The following is a 16,080-nucleotide window of genomic DNA, read 5'->3' as shown; positions in this document are numbered from 1 at the left end:
GCAAACAACGCTTTTTCACCGCAGTCGACATAAGAAATCCATCCAATTTGTGATGTTTTTGACAAATTAAGATCACAAACGATACCGGCGCAAGAAAAAATAGAACCACAATAGAAAAATGTGGTAAATAGCGCATAACTTTAACTGCAAAACTATATAAAACATAAAGAAAAACGGATTCTCGGAAGTTCGAAGGAAAGTTTGTTTGAATCCAAAATGATTACAAAAACATAAGAAGAGAATATTCGATTTACACGGACGACCAGTATCTCCTCGGAAGAAAGAAAGTCTTGGAATACTTTCTCGGCTTGGAAAGAATCTACAAAACGGAAGAATTCTTCCGTCGTTTTGAAACCCAGGCAAGAAAGAATCTTTCCGGAGAATTAAACGAAATCAAAAAATCCATTCGTTGACCGTGCGAATTCCCTCTCGGTTTTTTTGTTATAGCTCCCATTTACAAAGAATTCTACTTTTCATAGCAGGATAAATTTCGCAAAAATTTCCTATGCAATTCGATTCTTCAAAAGCAAAGCTCGTCGCTGCGAAACTTCTACTTCTGATTTTCGTTCTCGTAACAATCTTTCACGTTCTTGTTTTGACGGGTCTGATTCCGTTCACAATCGTATGGGGAGGTCGCTTACAGAGCCGTGAACAGATGATCGTATTCGAACTCATCTCCTTAACGTTGAATTCTTTTTTTATTTGGATCGCGTTGATCCAAAACGGTTTTTTCCAAAAAGCCGTTCCTCCCAAAGTCGTACGCATCCTTCTTTGGATCATGTCCGCATTGTTTTCACTCAATACGATCGGGAATCTATTGGCGGAAAGCAGTTTGGAAACGAGAATCTTTACACCGATCACGTTCCTTCTTGCGATTTTGTGCGCCTTTCTTGCAAAAAACCGAGAAGACTAAAAAAACCATCTCCATCGACTCGAAAGTCGGATAATTTTTTTAAAAAGAAATTCTTGAATTTGCGTTCGTTTGCAATGATAAGAGAACTCGAATTTTTCTTTGATCGAGGTTCCCGATGAACGATCCCTCTTCCATCCGAATCCGCCGCTTGAGTTCGGGAGATCTAAAACTTTTTCAAGAATTGGTTCGATTGTTCGCGGAAGTTTTCGAAACGAAAACGGCTGCAGGCACGGATGAGAAACGTCTCGAAGACCTGTTACGAAAATCGGAATTCGTAGTCTTAGCCGCGCTCGATGCCGATCAAGTCGTCGGAGGACTGACCGGCTACGAATTGCCGATGTATTCTTCCGATGCGTTGGAAATGTTTCTCTACGATATCGCGGTTTTACCGAAGTATCATCGACAAGGAATCGGTTCTTCCTTATTATCCGAACTTCGAGATTACTGCGCTTCAAAAAAGATCGGATCGATTTTTGTGGACGCTTTGAAAGAGGACAAGGAAGCCGTGGATTTTTATAGAGCGACGGGAGGAAGCGGAGAAGAAGTCGTTCACTTCAGCTACGAAATCCGTTCTTAAAAAAATTGGATGCAAATATACGAACTTCGTAGATTTTTACAAAAATCGTTCTACTCGAATCGGACAACGCCCATTTAAAGTATCATGCCGAAATCCAAAACGAAAACGGAACCGTTTCAAATCGCCAATCTTCTTCCCGAACACAGGGAAAGCGCGATCGAACTCGTAAATCAATTCTTTCGTCTCGTCAACTCGATGAAACTCGACGGAGTTTTCAAGATCCGCCCTCGGGCCGGAACCAAGATGATCGACGTCTATTTAAAATTGAGAGGTACGGGGAAGGTTTTGTTGCTCGGAGGTTTTTTGGGTTCCGAACTCGTATCGCTTCTGATCGCAAGAACGGAAGACAAACCGTATTTGGAAGAGGACAAAACCCTATTTATCGATCTTGCGGTAACCAAACGGGGAAAACAAAAAGCGGGTTATATGAAACCCCTCGTCCTCGCCTGCGAATCCTGGGCCAAGGATCAGGAGTTCAAAAGCGTGGAACTCAGGGCCATCGCGGAAAACGAAAACGCGGTTTCTTTCTGGAAAGCCATGGGTTACGACCCTTTCTACGTTCGTTTCCGCAAATTAGTTTAGAATTTTAGAATATTCTACTTTTCCATTAATCCTTAACCGCCAATTTTCCCGCAAGAAAACCGAACGGAAGATACGCACCCGCCAAATCGACGAAGGTGAACCAAAGAGGAGAAGGAATCATGAATACGCTTGCGATTCCTCCCGCTAAAAACAGAACCCCGATGCTCAAAGCAAAAAGCAGTTTGTGACTCGCTGCGATAGTAGCGGCGACGATCGCTCCGGAGAACGTTCCCAATGCGTGCGCTAAAAACGGCATGAGAAAATGTTTCGGTTCGAACAGATGAATCGAAGCTTTCAAACCTTCCGTCGTTGTCACGTCGGCCCCGGCCGGAGGAGGAATGATCGAACCGCTTACGGTGATGATTCCCATGTTGACTACGCTCCCGACGATCGCGCCTGCGATAAACGCGAGAATATTCTTAAGAATTGGATTCATATCGATTCGTCCTAAAGTTTTTTCGGACGATACTGTAAAAGATTTCGGACGAGGAGGCAAGTGAAAAAAACGGAAGGATCAGAACATTCTTCCCTTCTGACTTCAAACGATCGACGGGAAAAGCGCGATGTTTACCCGCGAATCACGTCGACCTCTACTTTGAGTTTGTGTTTTCCGCCTCCGAACAAAATCCCCTTCAAAGGAGAAACGTCCGAAAAGTCGCGGCCGACGGATGTGAAGATATACTCTTCGCTTAACATTTTTCCGTTCGTCGGATCGTAGTCCACCCAACCGATTCCGGGAGAATACACCGAAAACCAAGCGTGTGAAGCGTCGCTCCCCTGCAGTTTCTTTTGTCCGGGAGGAGGAAAGGTTTCGATATAACCCGAAACGTATCGGCAGGGAATTCCGATGCTTCGTAACGCGGCGATCGAAAGATGCGTGAAGTCCTGACAAACACCCTTCTTGATTTTTAAAACCTGAGCCGGCGGAGTGTGGATCGTGGTAGCGCCCGACTTAAACTCGAACGTTTTATAAAACTTGAATGTATAATCCATCACCGCCTGTAATAGCGGCGTTTCCGAATCCATCATAGAATGGGCGAATTCCGCAAACACAGGATGTTTGCTGATAAACGAAGAATCCGCAACGTATTCCAACGCCTCCAAATCCTCCTTGAAATGGGAAGATTTCAACAGAACCGGGATTTCGGAAACCTTGGGAGAATGAGTCAAATCCCCGTAATCGACGGGATGCGTCGTAACGCGGCTTTCGGATACGATTTCCAAGGACGTATGAGAATCCTCTACGGAAAACGAATATACCAGATTCCCGAAGTAGTCCTTGCGATAACCCGATACGGAAGGTCCGGGCTGAACTCTCAACTTGAGATCGCTGCAATCCTGATGACGATTGGTCACCGGACACATATGCGCGAGATTATGACAGTGCGAAACCTCTTCCTGATAGTTGTATCGCGTAACGTGTTTTACCGTATATTCAGCCATTGTAATCTCCGAGTTGGATCTGTTCTTCCACGTATCGGAAATATCTGGCTCCGATCGATTCGGACAAGGAGGCGATCTGATAGTTGATGTCGTTGAGCCAACGCACGATGCTTAAGGAAGGATTCACGTATTCGAAAAGCCGTTTTGCGTCTTCCTGAATAAAACGGTTTCTCACCTCGGATACGATTCGTTCTTCCGCGGTCGCCTCTTCCTTTTCGGAGTGAGGAAGATAGGAAACGTATTCCCCGATTTTACGGAGCTGATACGCGAGCGATCTCGGGTTCGTTTCGTCGAACAGAAGAATATCCAGAACGGACTCTGCCTCGACTCTGTATCTGTATCTTCTTCGATACGTGATCTTGATGTCGTTGATGTTCAAGAGAGCTTCGAACATACTTTTGTTGTACAGCGTGGAAAGATTCAGAACGGAAGTCACGAGACGAATCGTATACGAAGCTCGTTCGATCCGTTTTCCCATATTCATAAAATACCAGCCGGTTTCTCGGGACATACTTTCGATCCCCAAACCGGAAAGCGACGCAAGTCTCGTTATTAGAAGAATCAAATATTCTAATATTTCATCGTACGACGCCGCCTTTCCCGCGCCTTCGGTTTCGATCATGGAAAGAATATAACGCATATCCTCGGAAAGCCGGTCTCTTACGGACTTGGAGGATCGAACGAAAGAATTCAGATCGGACTGTATCCCTCCCGTCACATGCGCAGAAAATACCTGTGCGAACATCTGTTCTTTGGCGCCTTGTAACGGATCGTCCAAATTAAGCTGCAAAAAGCCGGGATACGTCGCGGTTACGTGCGTCACCGTTTGCAGCAAAAGCTGAACGTGATCCTTTTCGTAAGCTTCTTCCATGTGAATCATCTTCAAGATGACTTCGCGCAACAATCGCGCTTGGTTTTCCGAACGTTCCGCATAACGTCCCATCCAGAACATATTGTCCGCAACCCGGCTCGGAATACTCGCACCCGAACGTTTGATCTGCATTCTTTCCGTTTTGCCCGGAAGAAGCGTAACGTCCTTTTTTTCCTCCGATGCAAGAACCCAAAGATCTTTCGACACGGCTCCGGTTTGATTGGTCACGATCAAATCTTCGACATTCTCCGTAACCCGGACCAGACCGCCCGGCATCGTCATATAACCGTTTTCGGAAAGAGTCGTAAACGCGCGGAACACGGAACGACCTTGAATCAGTTTATCTCCCGAGAGAACCGGACAAGTCGAACCGCTCACGATCTCCTGTGCCACATAACGTTCCGGATGCAGTGAAGCTTTTTTACGCACTTCTTCGATTTCCGCTCTCGGAAGAGAGGAAAGAAAAACTCCCGGTTCGAGAGGATCGCGCATCGCACGTTTGAATACGAATCGTTCCGGACGATCGAAAACTTCTTTCATGGATTCGGGATTTCCCATCCACAAAGTCCGCACGTTCGGTAAAATCAGATCTTCGGAAAGATAATATTTGCAAAGAGAGGATAAGAACGGATGGATCGCTCGGTTTTCCAAAAAGCCGGAACCGATCGGATTCGCGACGCGGACGTTTCCTTCCCGAATCACATTCAAAATTCCTGGTATACCCAAAAGAGAATCGCCTTTGAGTTCGAGAGGGTCCATATACGAATCGACGACGCGACGAAAGATCACGTCCACCTGCTGCAGACCTTCGACGGTTTTGATAAAGACGAAATTGTTTCGAACGGTTAAGTCCTCCGCTTGGGCCAGAGTAAAACCCAGATAACCCGCAAGATACGCGTGTTCAAAGTAGGTTTCATTCCCCGCGCCAGGCGTCAAAAGAACGATGACCGGTTCGCGATCCTGCATCTTGGATTGGGATTGAAGCGCCTTCCGCAAAGAACGGAAATACAACGCGACACGATGCACTTGCGAATCCCTGTAGATCGAAGGAAAAATTCTAGAAAGAACGATTCGATTCTCCAGAGAATAACCGGAACCGCTCGGAGCTTGGATGCGGTCCCCGATCACCACAAAACTTCCGTTCTCTTGTCTCGCAAGATCGGAAGCCATAAAACAAAGTTCGTTCGTGGTAGAATGGCCGAAGCCGTTGCATTGTCTTAAAAAATCGGGGGAGCTGAAAAGAATTTCCGGCGGAATTTTTTTATCGTAAAGAAGTTTTCTCGGACCGTATACGTCTTTGAACAACGCGTCGAGGAGTTCGGCTCTTTGAATGAGTCCCCGTTCGACCTCTTCCCATTCCTTGCTTTCCATTAAAACGGGGAACAGGTCCAAGGACCAAAGCCTTTCCACGGCTCCCGGTTCCTCGTATACGTTGTATGTCACACCGTTTTCCTGAAGAATTCTCAGGGAATCCCTTTTTCTTCGATTGAGATCCTCTTCGCTTAACGATTCGAGGGAATTGATCAGGAATTCGTATTTGGATCTGAGTTTTCCCTCACCGTCGTAAAGTTCGTCGTAAACGGACGGAATCGGGCTGTATCCTTCCCGCAAGTTCAATCTGGCGTTGGATGGGTTGACCATAAAATTCTGAACCATGATTCAATGTCCGTACATTTTGGCGATTCTTTACGGAGACTTTTTTTTCCAACCCGGCCCCGGAGCAAGTCGCAAATCCAAGGTATAGGGAGAATGCGGATGGGAAAGATTTTTCGGAGCTTCCGTAGCCCCGGCCGTATGTCCCTGATCGATAAACCGATTGATCCTTCTGCTTTCGGCTTCGAAAGAATTCACCGGGAACGTATCATACGCTCTTCCGCCGGGATGCGAAACGTAATACTTACAACCTCCGATCGATCTTTCGCTCCATGAATCCCAAAGATCGAACACGAGCGGATTTGTGATCGGAAGATTCGGATGCAACGTAAAAACCGGAGACCAAGCCTTGTACCGAACTCCAGCGACCGCTTCCCCGTTTTTTCCCGTGGACCTGAGTGGAACCTCGTAACCGTTGCAGGAAAGAACGTATCTTCCCGGAGTCCAACCCTCCACTCTCACTTGGATTCTTTCCAAAGCGGAATCGACCGCTCTCGACGTTCCGAAAGAATTCGCCTCTTCTCCCAGAACGTCCCAAGGCTCCAATGCCATCCTGAGTTCCAAACGGATCTGATCCTTTTGAACGTGACCATATTCAGGAAATCTAAATTCAAAAAACGGAATAAAATCCTCTTCGTAAAACGGATAACCGTGAGCCTTCAGGTCTTTCAGAACGTCCTTAAAATCCTCCCAAACGTAAAACGGAAGAAGATATTTGTCGTGCAGTTCCGTTCCTCTTCGAATCGGAGGAAGACGATACGGTTCCTCCCAAAAACGCGCCAACAAAGACAACACGAACATCTGCTGGACGACGCTCATCTTGTAATGAGGAGGCATCTCGAAGGCTCGAAACTCGACAAGCCCCAAACGTCCCGTCGATCCCGCGGGAGAATACAACTTATCGATGGATATTTCCGCTCTGTGAGTATTGCCGGTGATATCCACGAGCAGGTTGCGAAACAGACGATCGACGAGCCAAGGAGGAACGCTTTCGAGATGATCGACCTGTCTGCATGCGATCTCGAATTCATACAACGTGTCCTCTCTTCCTTCGTCCATACGAGGGGATTGAGAAGTCGTTCCGATAAAAAGACCCGAAAATAAATACGATAAGGAAGGATGATGCTGCCAATACGTCGCAAAACTTCGGAGAAGATCGGGCCGTTTCAAAAAAGGACTTTCATCGGCAACAAGAGCGCCTAACGTGATGTGATTCCCGCCGCCCGTTCCGGAAGCCCTTCCGTCGATCTGAAATTTTTCCGTGCTGAGTTTGGTTTCGATCGCCTTCTCGTAAAGAATTCTCGTTTTATTTTCCAGCTCCGCAAAAGAAGTCGAAGGATGAAGATTCACTTCGATCACGCCCGGATCGGGAGTGATCTTGAATTGTCCGATTCGTTCGTCCATCGTAGGTTCGTATCCTTCGATGCGAACCTGAAATCCGGAAGCAAGCACGGCTTGTTCAATGCTAGCGATCAGTTCGACCCAAACGTCCGTGGAAGGAACGGGCGGAAGAAAGACGTGCAGAATCTCGTCGCGAACTTCTACAACGATCGTGGATTGAACCGGAAGATTCTTTTCGGAAAACGTTTTTCCTGGAGAATCCACTCTCTTCTGAACGAGCGCATCCAACGATTTGCGGGAAGGAAGCGCGCCCTTCTTTTCGATCGAAGTAAAATACGGAACTTCCCGAAAACGATCCGCGACCGCCGAAAACGGAATTCGAAGACCCGCAGGCGAATCCCCCGGAATCAAAAACAACTTCTCGCGTCGAAAATGCCAAACCGAACTTTCCCATTCCTTCTTTACATAATTATAAAATACCGGAATACCGAACGCGGCTTCCTTCTTAAAACCCTTGTCCAAAAGTTTCAAAAGCCTTTGTCTTTCCAACGTGTCGAACGCGGTGGAAAGTTTTTTCTCCATCTCGAAGGGAAGATTTCCCTCTTTCCAAAGATAATACAGATTGTCCTCGTACATCGGAACGATATACGAAAGATCGATTCCGAGAGTTCTGCAGATCGCACAGGCCAATGTTTCGGACGCTTTATGAGGATCGAAATTCTCCGCTTTGGCCTTTGAACCGGAAGTTTCGGGACCGTCCGCCAACAATGAAAAATCTTTCCAAAGATCCTGTCCGTCCTTTCTCCAAAAACAACCGATGCTCCAGCGAGGCAGGGGTTCTCCCGGATACCATTTTCCTTGGGAGAATTGCAGAAAGGAACCGGATGTAAACTCGTCCTTGAGTTTGTACATTAGACTTTTTGAAAGTTCGAACTTGTCTTCCCCCAGGGCTTCGTGATTCCACTCCGGACTCTGACGATCCGAATCCGAAATAAAAGTCGGTTCCCCCCCGATGGAAATCGAAAGACCCAAGTCCTTGATCTTGTGATCGAGCGCCTTTCCTCTCCGCAAAATATCGTTCCAGCGTGCCGTCGAATACGGAAGCGTAACGCGCGGACTTTCCTGAATCCGTTCGACTTCCATTTTAAAGTCGAACTTCGTATCGGCCGGGTCCGCATAACCGAAGATAGGCGCCGCGCTCATCGGCTCGGGTGTTGCGGCTAACGGTATATGTCCTTCTCCCGTCAAAAGACCGGAAGTCGGATCCATTCCCACCCAACCCGCTCCGGGAAGAAAAACCTCCGCCCACGCGTGCAGATCCGTGAAATCCTTTTCGGGACCTTTCGGACCTTCCAAAGGAGTTTGATCCGCTTTCAATTGAATGAGATAACCGGAAACGAAACGCGCCGCTAAACCGAAATGACGCAGAATCTGAACGAGCAGATACGAAGAATCCCTGCAGGATCCCGTTCTTTTTTGAAGGGATTCCTCGCAGGTCTGCACTCCCGGTTCCATACGAATCACGTAACCGATGTCGTTCGAAAGTTTTTGATTGAGAGCCACGATAAAATCGATGATCCGCTGCGGCTTAGCAAAACCGTCCGCTTTCAAATTCTTAAGATAAGAATTCAATAAGGTTCCTTTTTCGGAAGGAACACTATAGGGAGCCAATTCGTATTTTAGAATTTCCTCATATTCAAACGGAAAATTCTCAGCATAGGATTCGACGAAGAAGTCGAACGGATTGATGACCTTCATATCCGCGACGAGATCTACGAGGACGCTCAGACGATCCGTTTTTTCCGGAAAAACCAAACGGGCCTGAAAGTTTCCGAAAGGGTCCTGTTGCCAATTGAGAAATTGATTGTTCGGCTCCACCTTCAGGGAATACGAAACGATATTCGTTTTACAATGAGGAGCCGGACGAAGACGAATGACGTGGGGGGAAAGCGAAACGCTTCGATCGTAACGATAAACGGTTTCGTGAGTGAGAGCGACTCGAATGGACATAAAAAAATTTTCCGCCTAAAAGCTGTTTCGTATTAAAAAATCCGAATTCTAAAATCGAAAATAACGTTCGTCGATCCGATCGTGAATCCCGTTGATCTGAAGCTGAAGTTTGTCCAGATATTCGTGCATTCCCGAACTGAAAATCTCGTCCACGGACGTGTAACTGAGTTCGGATAACAAAACCCCCACTCGTTTTTCCGCTTCGCAGGAATATTCGTCCGGATCGGTTCCGCTGAGTAGTTTCAAACTTTCGAATATTTTACGAAGAGAAAAACGAACCGCCCTCGGAAATTGTCTATCTAGAATCAGAAACTCCGCGATGTTCTTCGGAGTGATCTTTTGGTAGATCCGGTTGAACATCTCGTGCGCGCTCGTGGATTTCAAAAGGGACAACCATTGGAGCAAATCCAAATTCGAACCAACGTCGTGCGAAGGAAGAAGGATGAAATATTTCATGTCGAGAATTCTCGCGGTTTTATCCGCTCTTTCCAGATAACGTCCGAGCTGCGCGAAATACCAAACCTCGTCCTGGGAAATCGTCGCCTCTTGACATCCGTAAAACAGAAGACATTGATTTCGGATCGACTTAAAGAACTCGCTCAGCGCGGTCAGATCCGTATCGGTGAAATGCCGTTTCGCTTTGAAGTTTAGATAGAATTCGTTGATCACTTCCCACATAGGAGTGGAGATATTCTCACGGATGGTGCGCGCGTTTTCCCGGCAGCGGATCAGACAATTCAGAATCGAATTCGGATTCTCCGTATCGAACGTCATAAAGTGAATCACGTTCTCCTTCGAAGCGTCCGAAAACTTTTTCTGAAACAATTCGTTATCGCCGGTCGTATAAACGAGAGGCATCCATTGGCGGTTTACGTCCTCGTTCAAATCCAGGGATAATTGAAAATTTACGTCGATGAACCGGGAATAATTCTCCGCCCTCTCCATATACCGATTCATCCAGTACACGGACTCAGCCACTCTGCTCAGCATAGCAACCTCTTTCGTTCTAATGTGTGTTTTTATGTTTTAGCCTTCGCCCATCACCCAAGTGTCTTTCGAACCGCCGCCTTGGGAAGAATTCACGACAAGAGATCCTTTTCTTAAGGCGACGCGCGTCAAACCGCCGGGCATCACATAGATGTCTTCACCGTAGAGAATGAACGGTCTGAGATCCACGTGCCTTCCTTCGAGTTTATCTTCGATCAGAGTGGGCACTCTGGATAAACTCAGGACCGGTTGTGCGATGTAGTTTCTCGGGCTTTTATCGATGAGTTCGCAGAATTCCTTTTGTTCCTTTTTGCTTGAACGGGAACCGATGAGCATTCCGTAACCGCCCGCTCCGTTGGCCGCCTTTACGACGAGATTCGCGATATTCTCCTTCACGTATTCCCGATCCTTATCGTTCGAACAAAGATAAGTGGGAACGTTCGGAATGATCGCTTCCTCTCCGAGATAGTATTTGATCATCGCGGGAACGAACGTATAAAGAACCTTATCGTCCGCAACACCCGCACCGGGAGCGTTCACAAGAGCGACGTTTCCTTTTTTATACGCCTCGAAAATTCCGGGAACGCCTAACAGCGATTCTTTGTTAAAGACGAGAGGATCGAGAAATGCGTCGTCGATCCGTCTGTAGATCACGTCGACGACCTTGAGACCTCTTGTGGTTCTCATATAAACCTTGTCGTCCTTGACGACGAGGTCGCTTCCCTCGACAAGAGGAACTCCCATCTTCTGCGCAAGGAAAGAATGTTCGTAATAAGCCGAATTGTAGATTCCCGGAGTCAAGACCGCGATCGAAGGATTGGATTTGCCGCTCATGTATTCGAGCATTCCCCGCAAACGAATCGGATAGTCGTAAGTGGGACGCACGTTCAAACTTGCGAACAGTTCCGGAAACGTCTTTTTCATCACTTCACGATTTTCTAATACATAGGAAACGCCCGAAGGACAACGGAGATTGTCCTCCAACACGTGAACCGTTCCGTCTCCGTTGCGGACCAGGTCCGTTCCCGAAATATGAATCCAAGTTCCTTGTGGAGGATTGATTCCTTTACATTCCTTTAAATAACCTGCGGAAGAATAAACGTATTCCGCGGGAACGACTCCGTCCTTGATGATTTTTTCATCGTGATAGATATCGTGGATAAAAAGATTGAGTGCGCGGGTTCTTTGTTTTAAACCTTCTTCCAGCTTTTTCCATTCGTGAGAAGTGATGATACGAGGAATGATGTCGAAGGGCATGATCCTTTCTTCTTCCTCTTCATCTCCGTACACGTTGAACGTAATCCCAAGCGAAAGCAGAGCCTTTTCCGCGCTCGACTTTCTGCGGACGAGTTCTCGGTCGTCCATCGTTTCGATTCTGGATTTCAGAAAATCATAACTCTGCCGAATTCCGCCCTCCGGCGAAAACATCTCATCATAGAAAGATTCCGTCTCGTAATTGGTTAGAAGCATATCCACACCTCAATTAGAATTTCTTAAAATAAGCACAACTTGCAAGCAGTTTTTAAAATTATTGTTTATTTTTTAGATAACTTAAGTATATATGCTTATATTTTATACAAATTGATTTTTGAATGAAAATATTCCTGAGAAAATTAGCGAGTTTTGATGAGAATTTGGTCTTTTTGAGGAGAATGGAAGGGGAATTGGTTAAAGCAGCGTGGATCTCTATGTCTGGAGGACGGCGGGTATTTGGACCGACAAATCGCTTTTTAGAAGAATTCGGTTGATTCTGGATTTCTAATTGAACCGGAAAGTCGAGTTTTCGGCTCGTAAATTCAAACGATTGGTTCAATCAAAGCGGAAGAATTCATCCGCTTTGAAACAGGAAACCGAATAACGGGGGATTCAAGAAAGGCTTCGCAGAATGAAATCAGTAATAAATTATTTCACAATTTATTAATATCAGAACCCGGATTATCTTTCCGTTTTTCGATCCTGAAAACGATGAATCTTTCTTCTGAAAAACGGAAGAATTCTTTCAAAGCAAACGAGAATTCATCCTCGCAAATCGATTCGAAAACGAATTCGCAATTTTCAAAACGCGTGACTGAAATCGACGAACATTTGCGTATCTTCTCTCGATTTCGCAAAGTCGATCAGAATCACGGTTGCCTGGTTCCAGATGATTCGAAGTCCGCCGCCCCAGGAATGTTTATACCCCTGAAGATTGATTCTTTTTTCGGAATCCCAAACGCGGCCCACGTCATAAAAGGGCACAAGACTTAAGGTAAAAAGTTCATCACCGATTTTGAATGTAGCAAATCTCCAACGAAGCTCCATACTTCCGAAGCCGACCATAGGAGCGACAAAACGATCCTGACGATACCCCCGCATCGTTTGCAATCCTCCTATCCCCGTCATCGGTCCGTCCAAGCTCCACATATACCGCACTTCGGAAAAAGGAGCGCCTTTGGAAGTGTATCCGAGCGCTCCTCGGGTCGCAAAAACCAATTCTTCGAAAACGCTCGGAAGAATTTTATAAAAGTATTTGGTCTGAAAGAAGACTTTGTTGTAATCGAAATTGGAACCGGTGTGTTTGGATACGTTTGCCACATTCAATTCTACTAATATTCCTCTATCGGGATCGGGCTCGAAGTCCCTCGTATCGTATGCGATCCCGGCGCGTAGATATACGATTTCTCCTCCGTTGTATCCTCGGATTTTTCCGGCCTTGTAATCTTCGGTGAGTTTGGATTCTCCGTTGGGAACGGATGTTTCCCAAATGCTTCCCGCCCAATACGGATCTTTCGACGGATTCCAAACCCCGTCCGAATGACCGATGATGTTTTTGGAAATCTCGTTCGCTACGACCCATTTGAACGCTTTCCAAAATGTATAATCGATGCTGTTGAAGAGAGTCGTGGAGTTGAACAGATATTGATTGTATCCTTGATCGCTTACGGTCGGAGTGATTTCGGATGCGGCCCTCGATGGACGAATGTAGGATTGAGACGCTTCATACGCGTCGAAACTTGCGTTGCCTACTTGCCCTACGCCGGGAAGGTTACGCGGTCGATACGATAAGGTTCCGAGCGAGGATTCTCCGATTCCGAAATATTGAGAATTCGGGTTATAATCCAGTCCCAAACTGCTTTTAAACCGAAATGCGGTATTGAAAAGATAGGGAGAATCGAACTGAATGAAATGATTTTTTACCCCTTCGTTGGTCTGAAACAACTGAAGAGTGACCTTACTTCGATACGGCTCGTATTCGTAATAAAGATCCGATTTCTTGCCGTTGAAAAAGAGACTGGCTCGTATTCCTCCGCCTTGGCCCCGCACCGGATCGGAGCTCAACAAAGGAATCGCGGTTACATACCAACCTTCCCTCTTTTCGGCCAATTCTCCCGGATCCAGCCTTTTGCTCTCGTCCAAAGGAATTCTTACCTGAGGAACGTTCTGAATTCCCTCGCCTGCGACTGGAAATATATTTCCAAATAAAAGAACCAAAAGCCCGATCATCGTCCGAATTCGAAGGCGGCAAAAACACATAATCCGAGGGCTTCCTTAGGCCAATTGGTCAAACGGATTGAATTTGTATAGACTTATTCTTTGCCTCCCAAACGAAGTCTGTACCGCATTTCGTTCCCGACAAAGCGAAACGATCGATCTCGCAAACAGGATCGATTCGCCTGTATCTCCGTTCCGCAAAACGAGCGAACTATATTAAATTTTCATAATAAACAGTCCGCATGATCCGTGAAACGGAAATTCGTTAGATTCTGCGAGATCCTTTCTTTTCTTCTCCGCGCATCAAAGAATCTAAAACCGGCGAGATGGAAAATCGCGATTTGCGCGACACTGATCGATGGATTTCGATTTCTGCACAGAGAATCGATCGGGATCGGTTGGAAGTAGTTATGCAAAGAATGATAAGAATGATTGTGTTGAATCTTTTCTTACAATAGAGAAAGAAAGATGGGCAAACACGAAAGTATTGCATTCCAACAATTGAACGATCGGAATATTCAATTTTGATTCAGCAATTGTCCTTTTTGAGATTCATTTTGTTCTAAATTTGAGCACACTTTTTTAAGCAGTGGAGTTTATGCTTTCTCGTTATAAAATGAACAAGATTCTTTGGGATTTTTACGAAAGAATTTTTAGCATTCCTTTTTTAGACAACTAAACCAATGTACGTAAAAATTTTTTTTCATAATAAAGTGTTCATATTAGTGAATTTGACAAGAATTTGAGAGACAAACAAACGCGTACTTTGGTCTCCAAAGTTTATAATTCATATTATAACCTAAAATGAACCAAGATAACGATGTGTGCTAATCTATCCGATGAGCGCCGGAGCAATCAATGAGAGAAGCCCGGATTTCGTTGGAGGGTTACTATGCAAAGAATTACGAAAACCATTTTACTGGTTCTATTTTTGGTCTGGAACGCGAATTGCGTCAATGGAAGCAAAAATAATCTGCCTTTTCTCGCGTATTTAGATATAAGCGGAAAAGGAAATTCTTTCAGCGTTTCCCAAATCACTCCGGGTTCAGGCGTGAACGGTATTCCTTTGAATACGGCGATTCAGGTTACGTTCAGTGAAGCGTTTGATCCTTCCAGCGTTACAGCTTCTACTTTTTTTCTCAAACAAGCGACCACTTTAATTCCCGCTAGCTTGACGGTGAACAATACGACTGCCGTTCTCACACCGAATTCCGCTCTTTCTTCCTCAACAACGTACACCGTAACAATTGCGAAAGAAATTAAATCCGCAGCGGGAATTTCTCTCAAAGAAGATCTGATTTGGAATTTTACGACCGCTGCGACCGTAGATCTAATCGCTCCCGCCGTTTCCTTAACGACCCCAAACAACGGAAACCCTACGGTTCCGAACAATTCTTCCGTTAGCGTTGCCTTTAGCGAAAACGTAAATTGTACAACGATAGACAACACTACGTTTACGTTGGATGACGGAGCCGCAGTCGCGGGAACCGTTACCTGCGGAGGAACTTCCGCTACATTTGCACCGACCGTTCCCCTTGCAGCAAATACGGCCTATACGGCGAGAATCACAACAGGCGCCAAAGATTTAGCGGGGAACGCCCTCACGACTCTGTATGCTTGGAATTTTACGACCGGAGCCGCACCGGATGTCACTGCTCCGACGGTTTCGTTTATCAATCCTGCAAATACATCCAATGGATTTTCGGTCAACGGCTCTTTGAGCATGGCTTTTAGCGAACCGATCGATTGTTCTACGTTTACAACGGCAAACATCACTCTTACGGATGGATTCACAGCGGTAGCAGGAACCGTCGGTTGTATCGGTTCGGCGACGACCTTCACTCCAACCTTACCCCTGGCCTATGCAACGACTTACACGGCGACGATTTCGACGGCAGTAAAAGATCTCGCAGGAAATTCTCTCGCTGCACCCTTTACTTGGACCTTTAGTACGGGTGTCGCACCGGATTCCACCGCACCGACGGTTTCGTTAGTGACTCCGGCAAATACATTGACAGGAGTAGGAATCAACACGAATGTCAGCGCCGTTTTCAGCGAACCGATGAACTGTGCCACGATTACGACCGCAAGTTTTACGTTAAACGGTGGCGCCGCCGTTCCGGGAAGCGTTACGTGTGCGGGAACATCTGCCACTTTCGACCCTACTCCGGCTCTTGCGTATAACACGACGTATACGGCTTCCCTTACGACCACAGTCAAAGACCTTGCGGG

At 46.2% G+C, this 16,080-nt stretch carries 12 protein-coding genes; 5 read left to right on the top strand and 7 right to left on the bottom strand.

Annotated elements, in window-relative coordinates:
- Positions 1–290: 290 nt before the first annotated feature.
- The 4 genes from DLM76_RS22055 to DLM76_RS21310 all read left to right on the top strand — a co-directional run bounded on the left by DLM76_RS22055 (position 291) and on the right by DLM76_RS21310 (position 2,072).
- Positions 291–413 (top strand): hypothetical protein, encoded by a 123-nt coding sequence (locus DLM76_RS22055; protein WP_277749351.1) that lies wholly within the window; start codon positions 291–293, stop codon positions 411–413.
- A gap of 92 nt (positions 414–505) precedes the next feature.
- Positions 506–913 carry a hypothetical protein gene (locus DLM76_RS21320; protein WP_118957432.1) on the top strand — a complete coding sequence of 136 codons (408 nt, stop codon included), beginning with the start codon at positions 506–508 and terminating at the stop codon, positions 911–913.
- Between the two features lie 115 nt (positions 914–1,028).
- Complete coding sequence (locus DLM76_RS21315) at positions 1,029–1,490, top strand: GNAT family N-acetyltransferase (protein ID WP_118966531.1); 462 nt, start codon at positions 1,029–1,031, stop codon at positions 1,488–1,490.
- An 84-nt stretch (positions 1,491–1,574) separates the two neighbouring features.
- On the top strand, positions 1,575–2,072 hold the full coding sequence (locus DLM76_RS21310; protein WP_118957434.1) for a GNAT family N-acetyltransferase: 498 nt from the start codon (positions 1,575–1,577) through the stop codon (positions 2,070–2,072).
- 25 nt (positions 2,073–2,097) lie between these two features.
- Here the strand turns inward: DLM76_RS21310 and DLM76_RS21305 are convergent, their stop codons facing one another.
- The 7 genes from DLM76_RS21305 to omp85 all read right to left on the bottom strand — a co-directional run bounded on the left by DLM76_RS21305 (position 2,098) and on the right by omp85 (position 13,860).
- The gene (locus DLM76_RS21305; protein ID WP_118957459.1) at positions 2,098–2,508 is read right to left on the bottom strand and encodes a hypothetical protein; all 411 of its coding nucleotides are present in this window, start codon (positions 2,506–2,508) and stop codon (positions 2,098–2,100) included.
- Positions 2,509–2,639: 131 nt separating this feature from the next.
- The gene (locus tag DLM76_RS21300; RefSeq protein ID WP_118966530.1) at positions 2,640–3,515 is read right to left on the bottom strand and encodes a transglutaminase family protein; all 876 of its coding nucleotides are present in this window, start codon (positions 3,513–3,515) and stop codon (positions 2,640–2,642) included.
- Complete coding sequence (locus DLM76_RS21295) at positions 3,508–6,042, bottom strand: circularly permuted type 2 ATP-grasp protein (protein WP_241548336.1); 2,535 nt, start codon at positions 6,040–6,042, stop codon at positions 3,508–3,510. Before DLM76_RS21295 ends, DLM76_RS21300 begins: the two co-directional genes overlap by 8 nt.
- 30 nt (positions 6,043–6,072) lie before the next feature.
- Positions 6,073–9,390 (bottom strand): transglutaminase family protein, encoded by a 3,318-nt coding sequence (locus tag DLM76_RS21290; RefSeq protein ID WP_118966529.1) that lies wholly within the window; start codon positions 9,388–9,390, stop codon positions 6,073–6,075.
- 48 nt (positions 9,391–9,438) lie between these two features.
- The gene (locus DLM76_RS21285) at positions 9,439–10,380 is read right to left on the bottom strand and encodes an alpha-E domain-containing protein (protein WP_118957437.1); all 942 of its coding nucleotides are present in this window, start codon (positions 10,378–10,380) and stop codon (positions 9,439–9,441) included.
- A gap of 36 nt (positions 10,381–10,416) precedes the next feature.
- On the bottom strand, positions 10,417–11,847 hold the full coding sequence (locus DLM76_RS21280; RefSeq protein WP_118957438.1) for a circularly permuted type 2 ATP-grasp protein: 1,431 nt from the start codon (positions 11,845–11,847) through the stop codon (positions 10,417–10,419).
- A 585-nt stretch (positions 11,848–12,432) separates the two neighbouring features.
- Complete coding sequence (gene omp85 / locus DLM76_RS21275; protein ID WP_241548335.1) at positions 12,433–13,860, bottom strand: Omp85 family outer membrane protein; 1,428 nt, start codon at positions 13,858–13,860, stop codon at positions 12,433–12,435.
- Positions 13,861–14,740: 880 nt separating this feature from the next.
- Here omp85 and DLM76_RS21270 point away from each other — a divergent pair.
- Positions 14,741–16,080, top strand: a 1,340-nt coding sequence (locus DLM76_RS21270; protein ID WP_167450814.1) for an Ig-like domain-containing domain, incomplete at its 3' end; no start/stop codon positions are given.

This window comes from Leptospira yasudae (genome assembly GCF_003545925.1).
Lineage (GTDB): Bacteria > Spirochaetota > Leptospiria > Leptospirales > Leptospiraceae > Leptospira > Leptospira yasudae.
Note: the sequence above shows the minus strand (reverse complement) of the source record. Positions and strands in the feature narration are given on the sequence as shown.

Bases quoted from the DNA above. Each gene is read 5' to 3' on its own strand.
- DLM76_RS21320 (WP_118957432.1), top strand. From the start codon at position 506: ATGCAATTCGATTCTTCAAAAGCAAAGCTCGTCGCTGCGAAACTTCTA.
- DLM76_RS21315 (WP_118966531.1), top strand. From the start codon at position 1,029: ATGAACGATCCCTCTTCCATCCGAATCCGCCGCTTGAGTTCGGGAGAT.
- DLM76_RS21310 (WP_118957434.1), top strand. From the start codon at position 1,575: ATGCCGAAATCCAAAACGAAAACGGAACCGTTTCAAATCGCCAATCTT.
- DLM76_RS21305 (WP_118957459.1), bottom strand. From the start codon at position 2,508: ATGAATCCAATTCTTAAGAATATTCTCGCGTTTATCGCAGGCGCGATC.
- DLM76_RS21300 (WP_118966530.1), bottom strand. From the start codon at position 3,515: ATGGCTGAATATACGGTAAAACACGTTACGCGATACAACTATCAGGAA.
- DLM76_RS21295 (WP_241548336.1), bottom strand. From the start codon at position 6,042: ATGGTTCAGAATTTTATGGTCAACCCATCCAACGCCAGATTGAACTTG.
- DLM76_RS21290 (WP_118966529.1), bottom strand. From the start codon at position 9,390: ATGTCCATTCGAGTCGCTCTCACTCACGAAACCGTTTATCGTTACGAT.
- DLM76_RS21285 (WP_118957437.1), bottom strand. From the start codon at position 10,380: ATGCTGAGCAGAGTGGCTGAGTCCGTGTACTGGATGAATCGGTATATG.
- DLM76_RS21280 (WP_118957438.1), bottom strand. From the start codon at position 11,847: ATGCTTCTAACCAATTACGAGACGGAATCTTTCTATGATGAGATGTTT.
- omp85 (WP_241548335.1), bottom strand. From the start codon at position 13,860: ATGATCGGGCTTTTGGTTCTTTTATTTGGAAATATATTTCCAGTCGCA.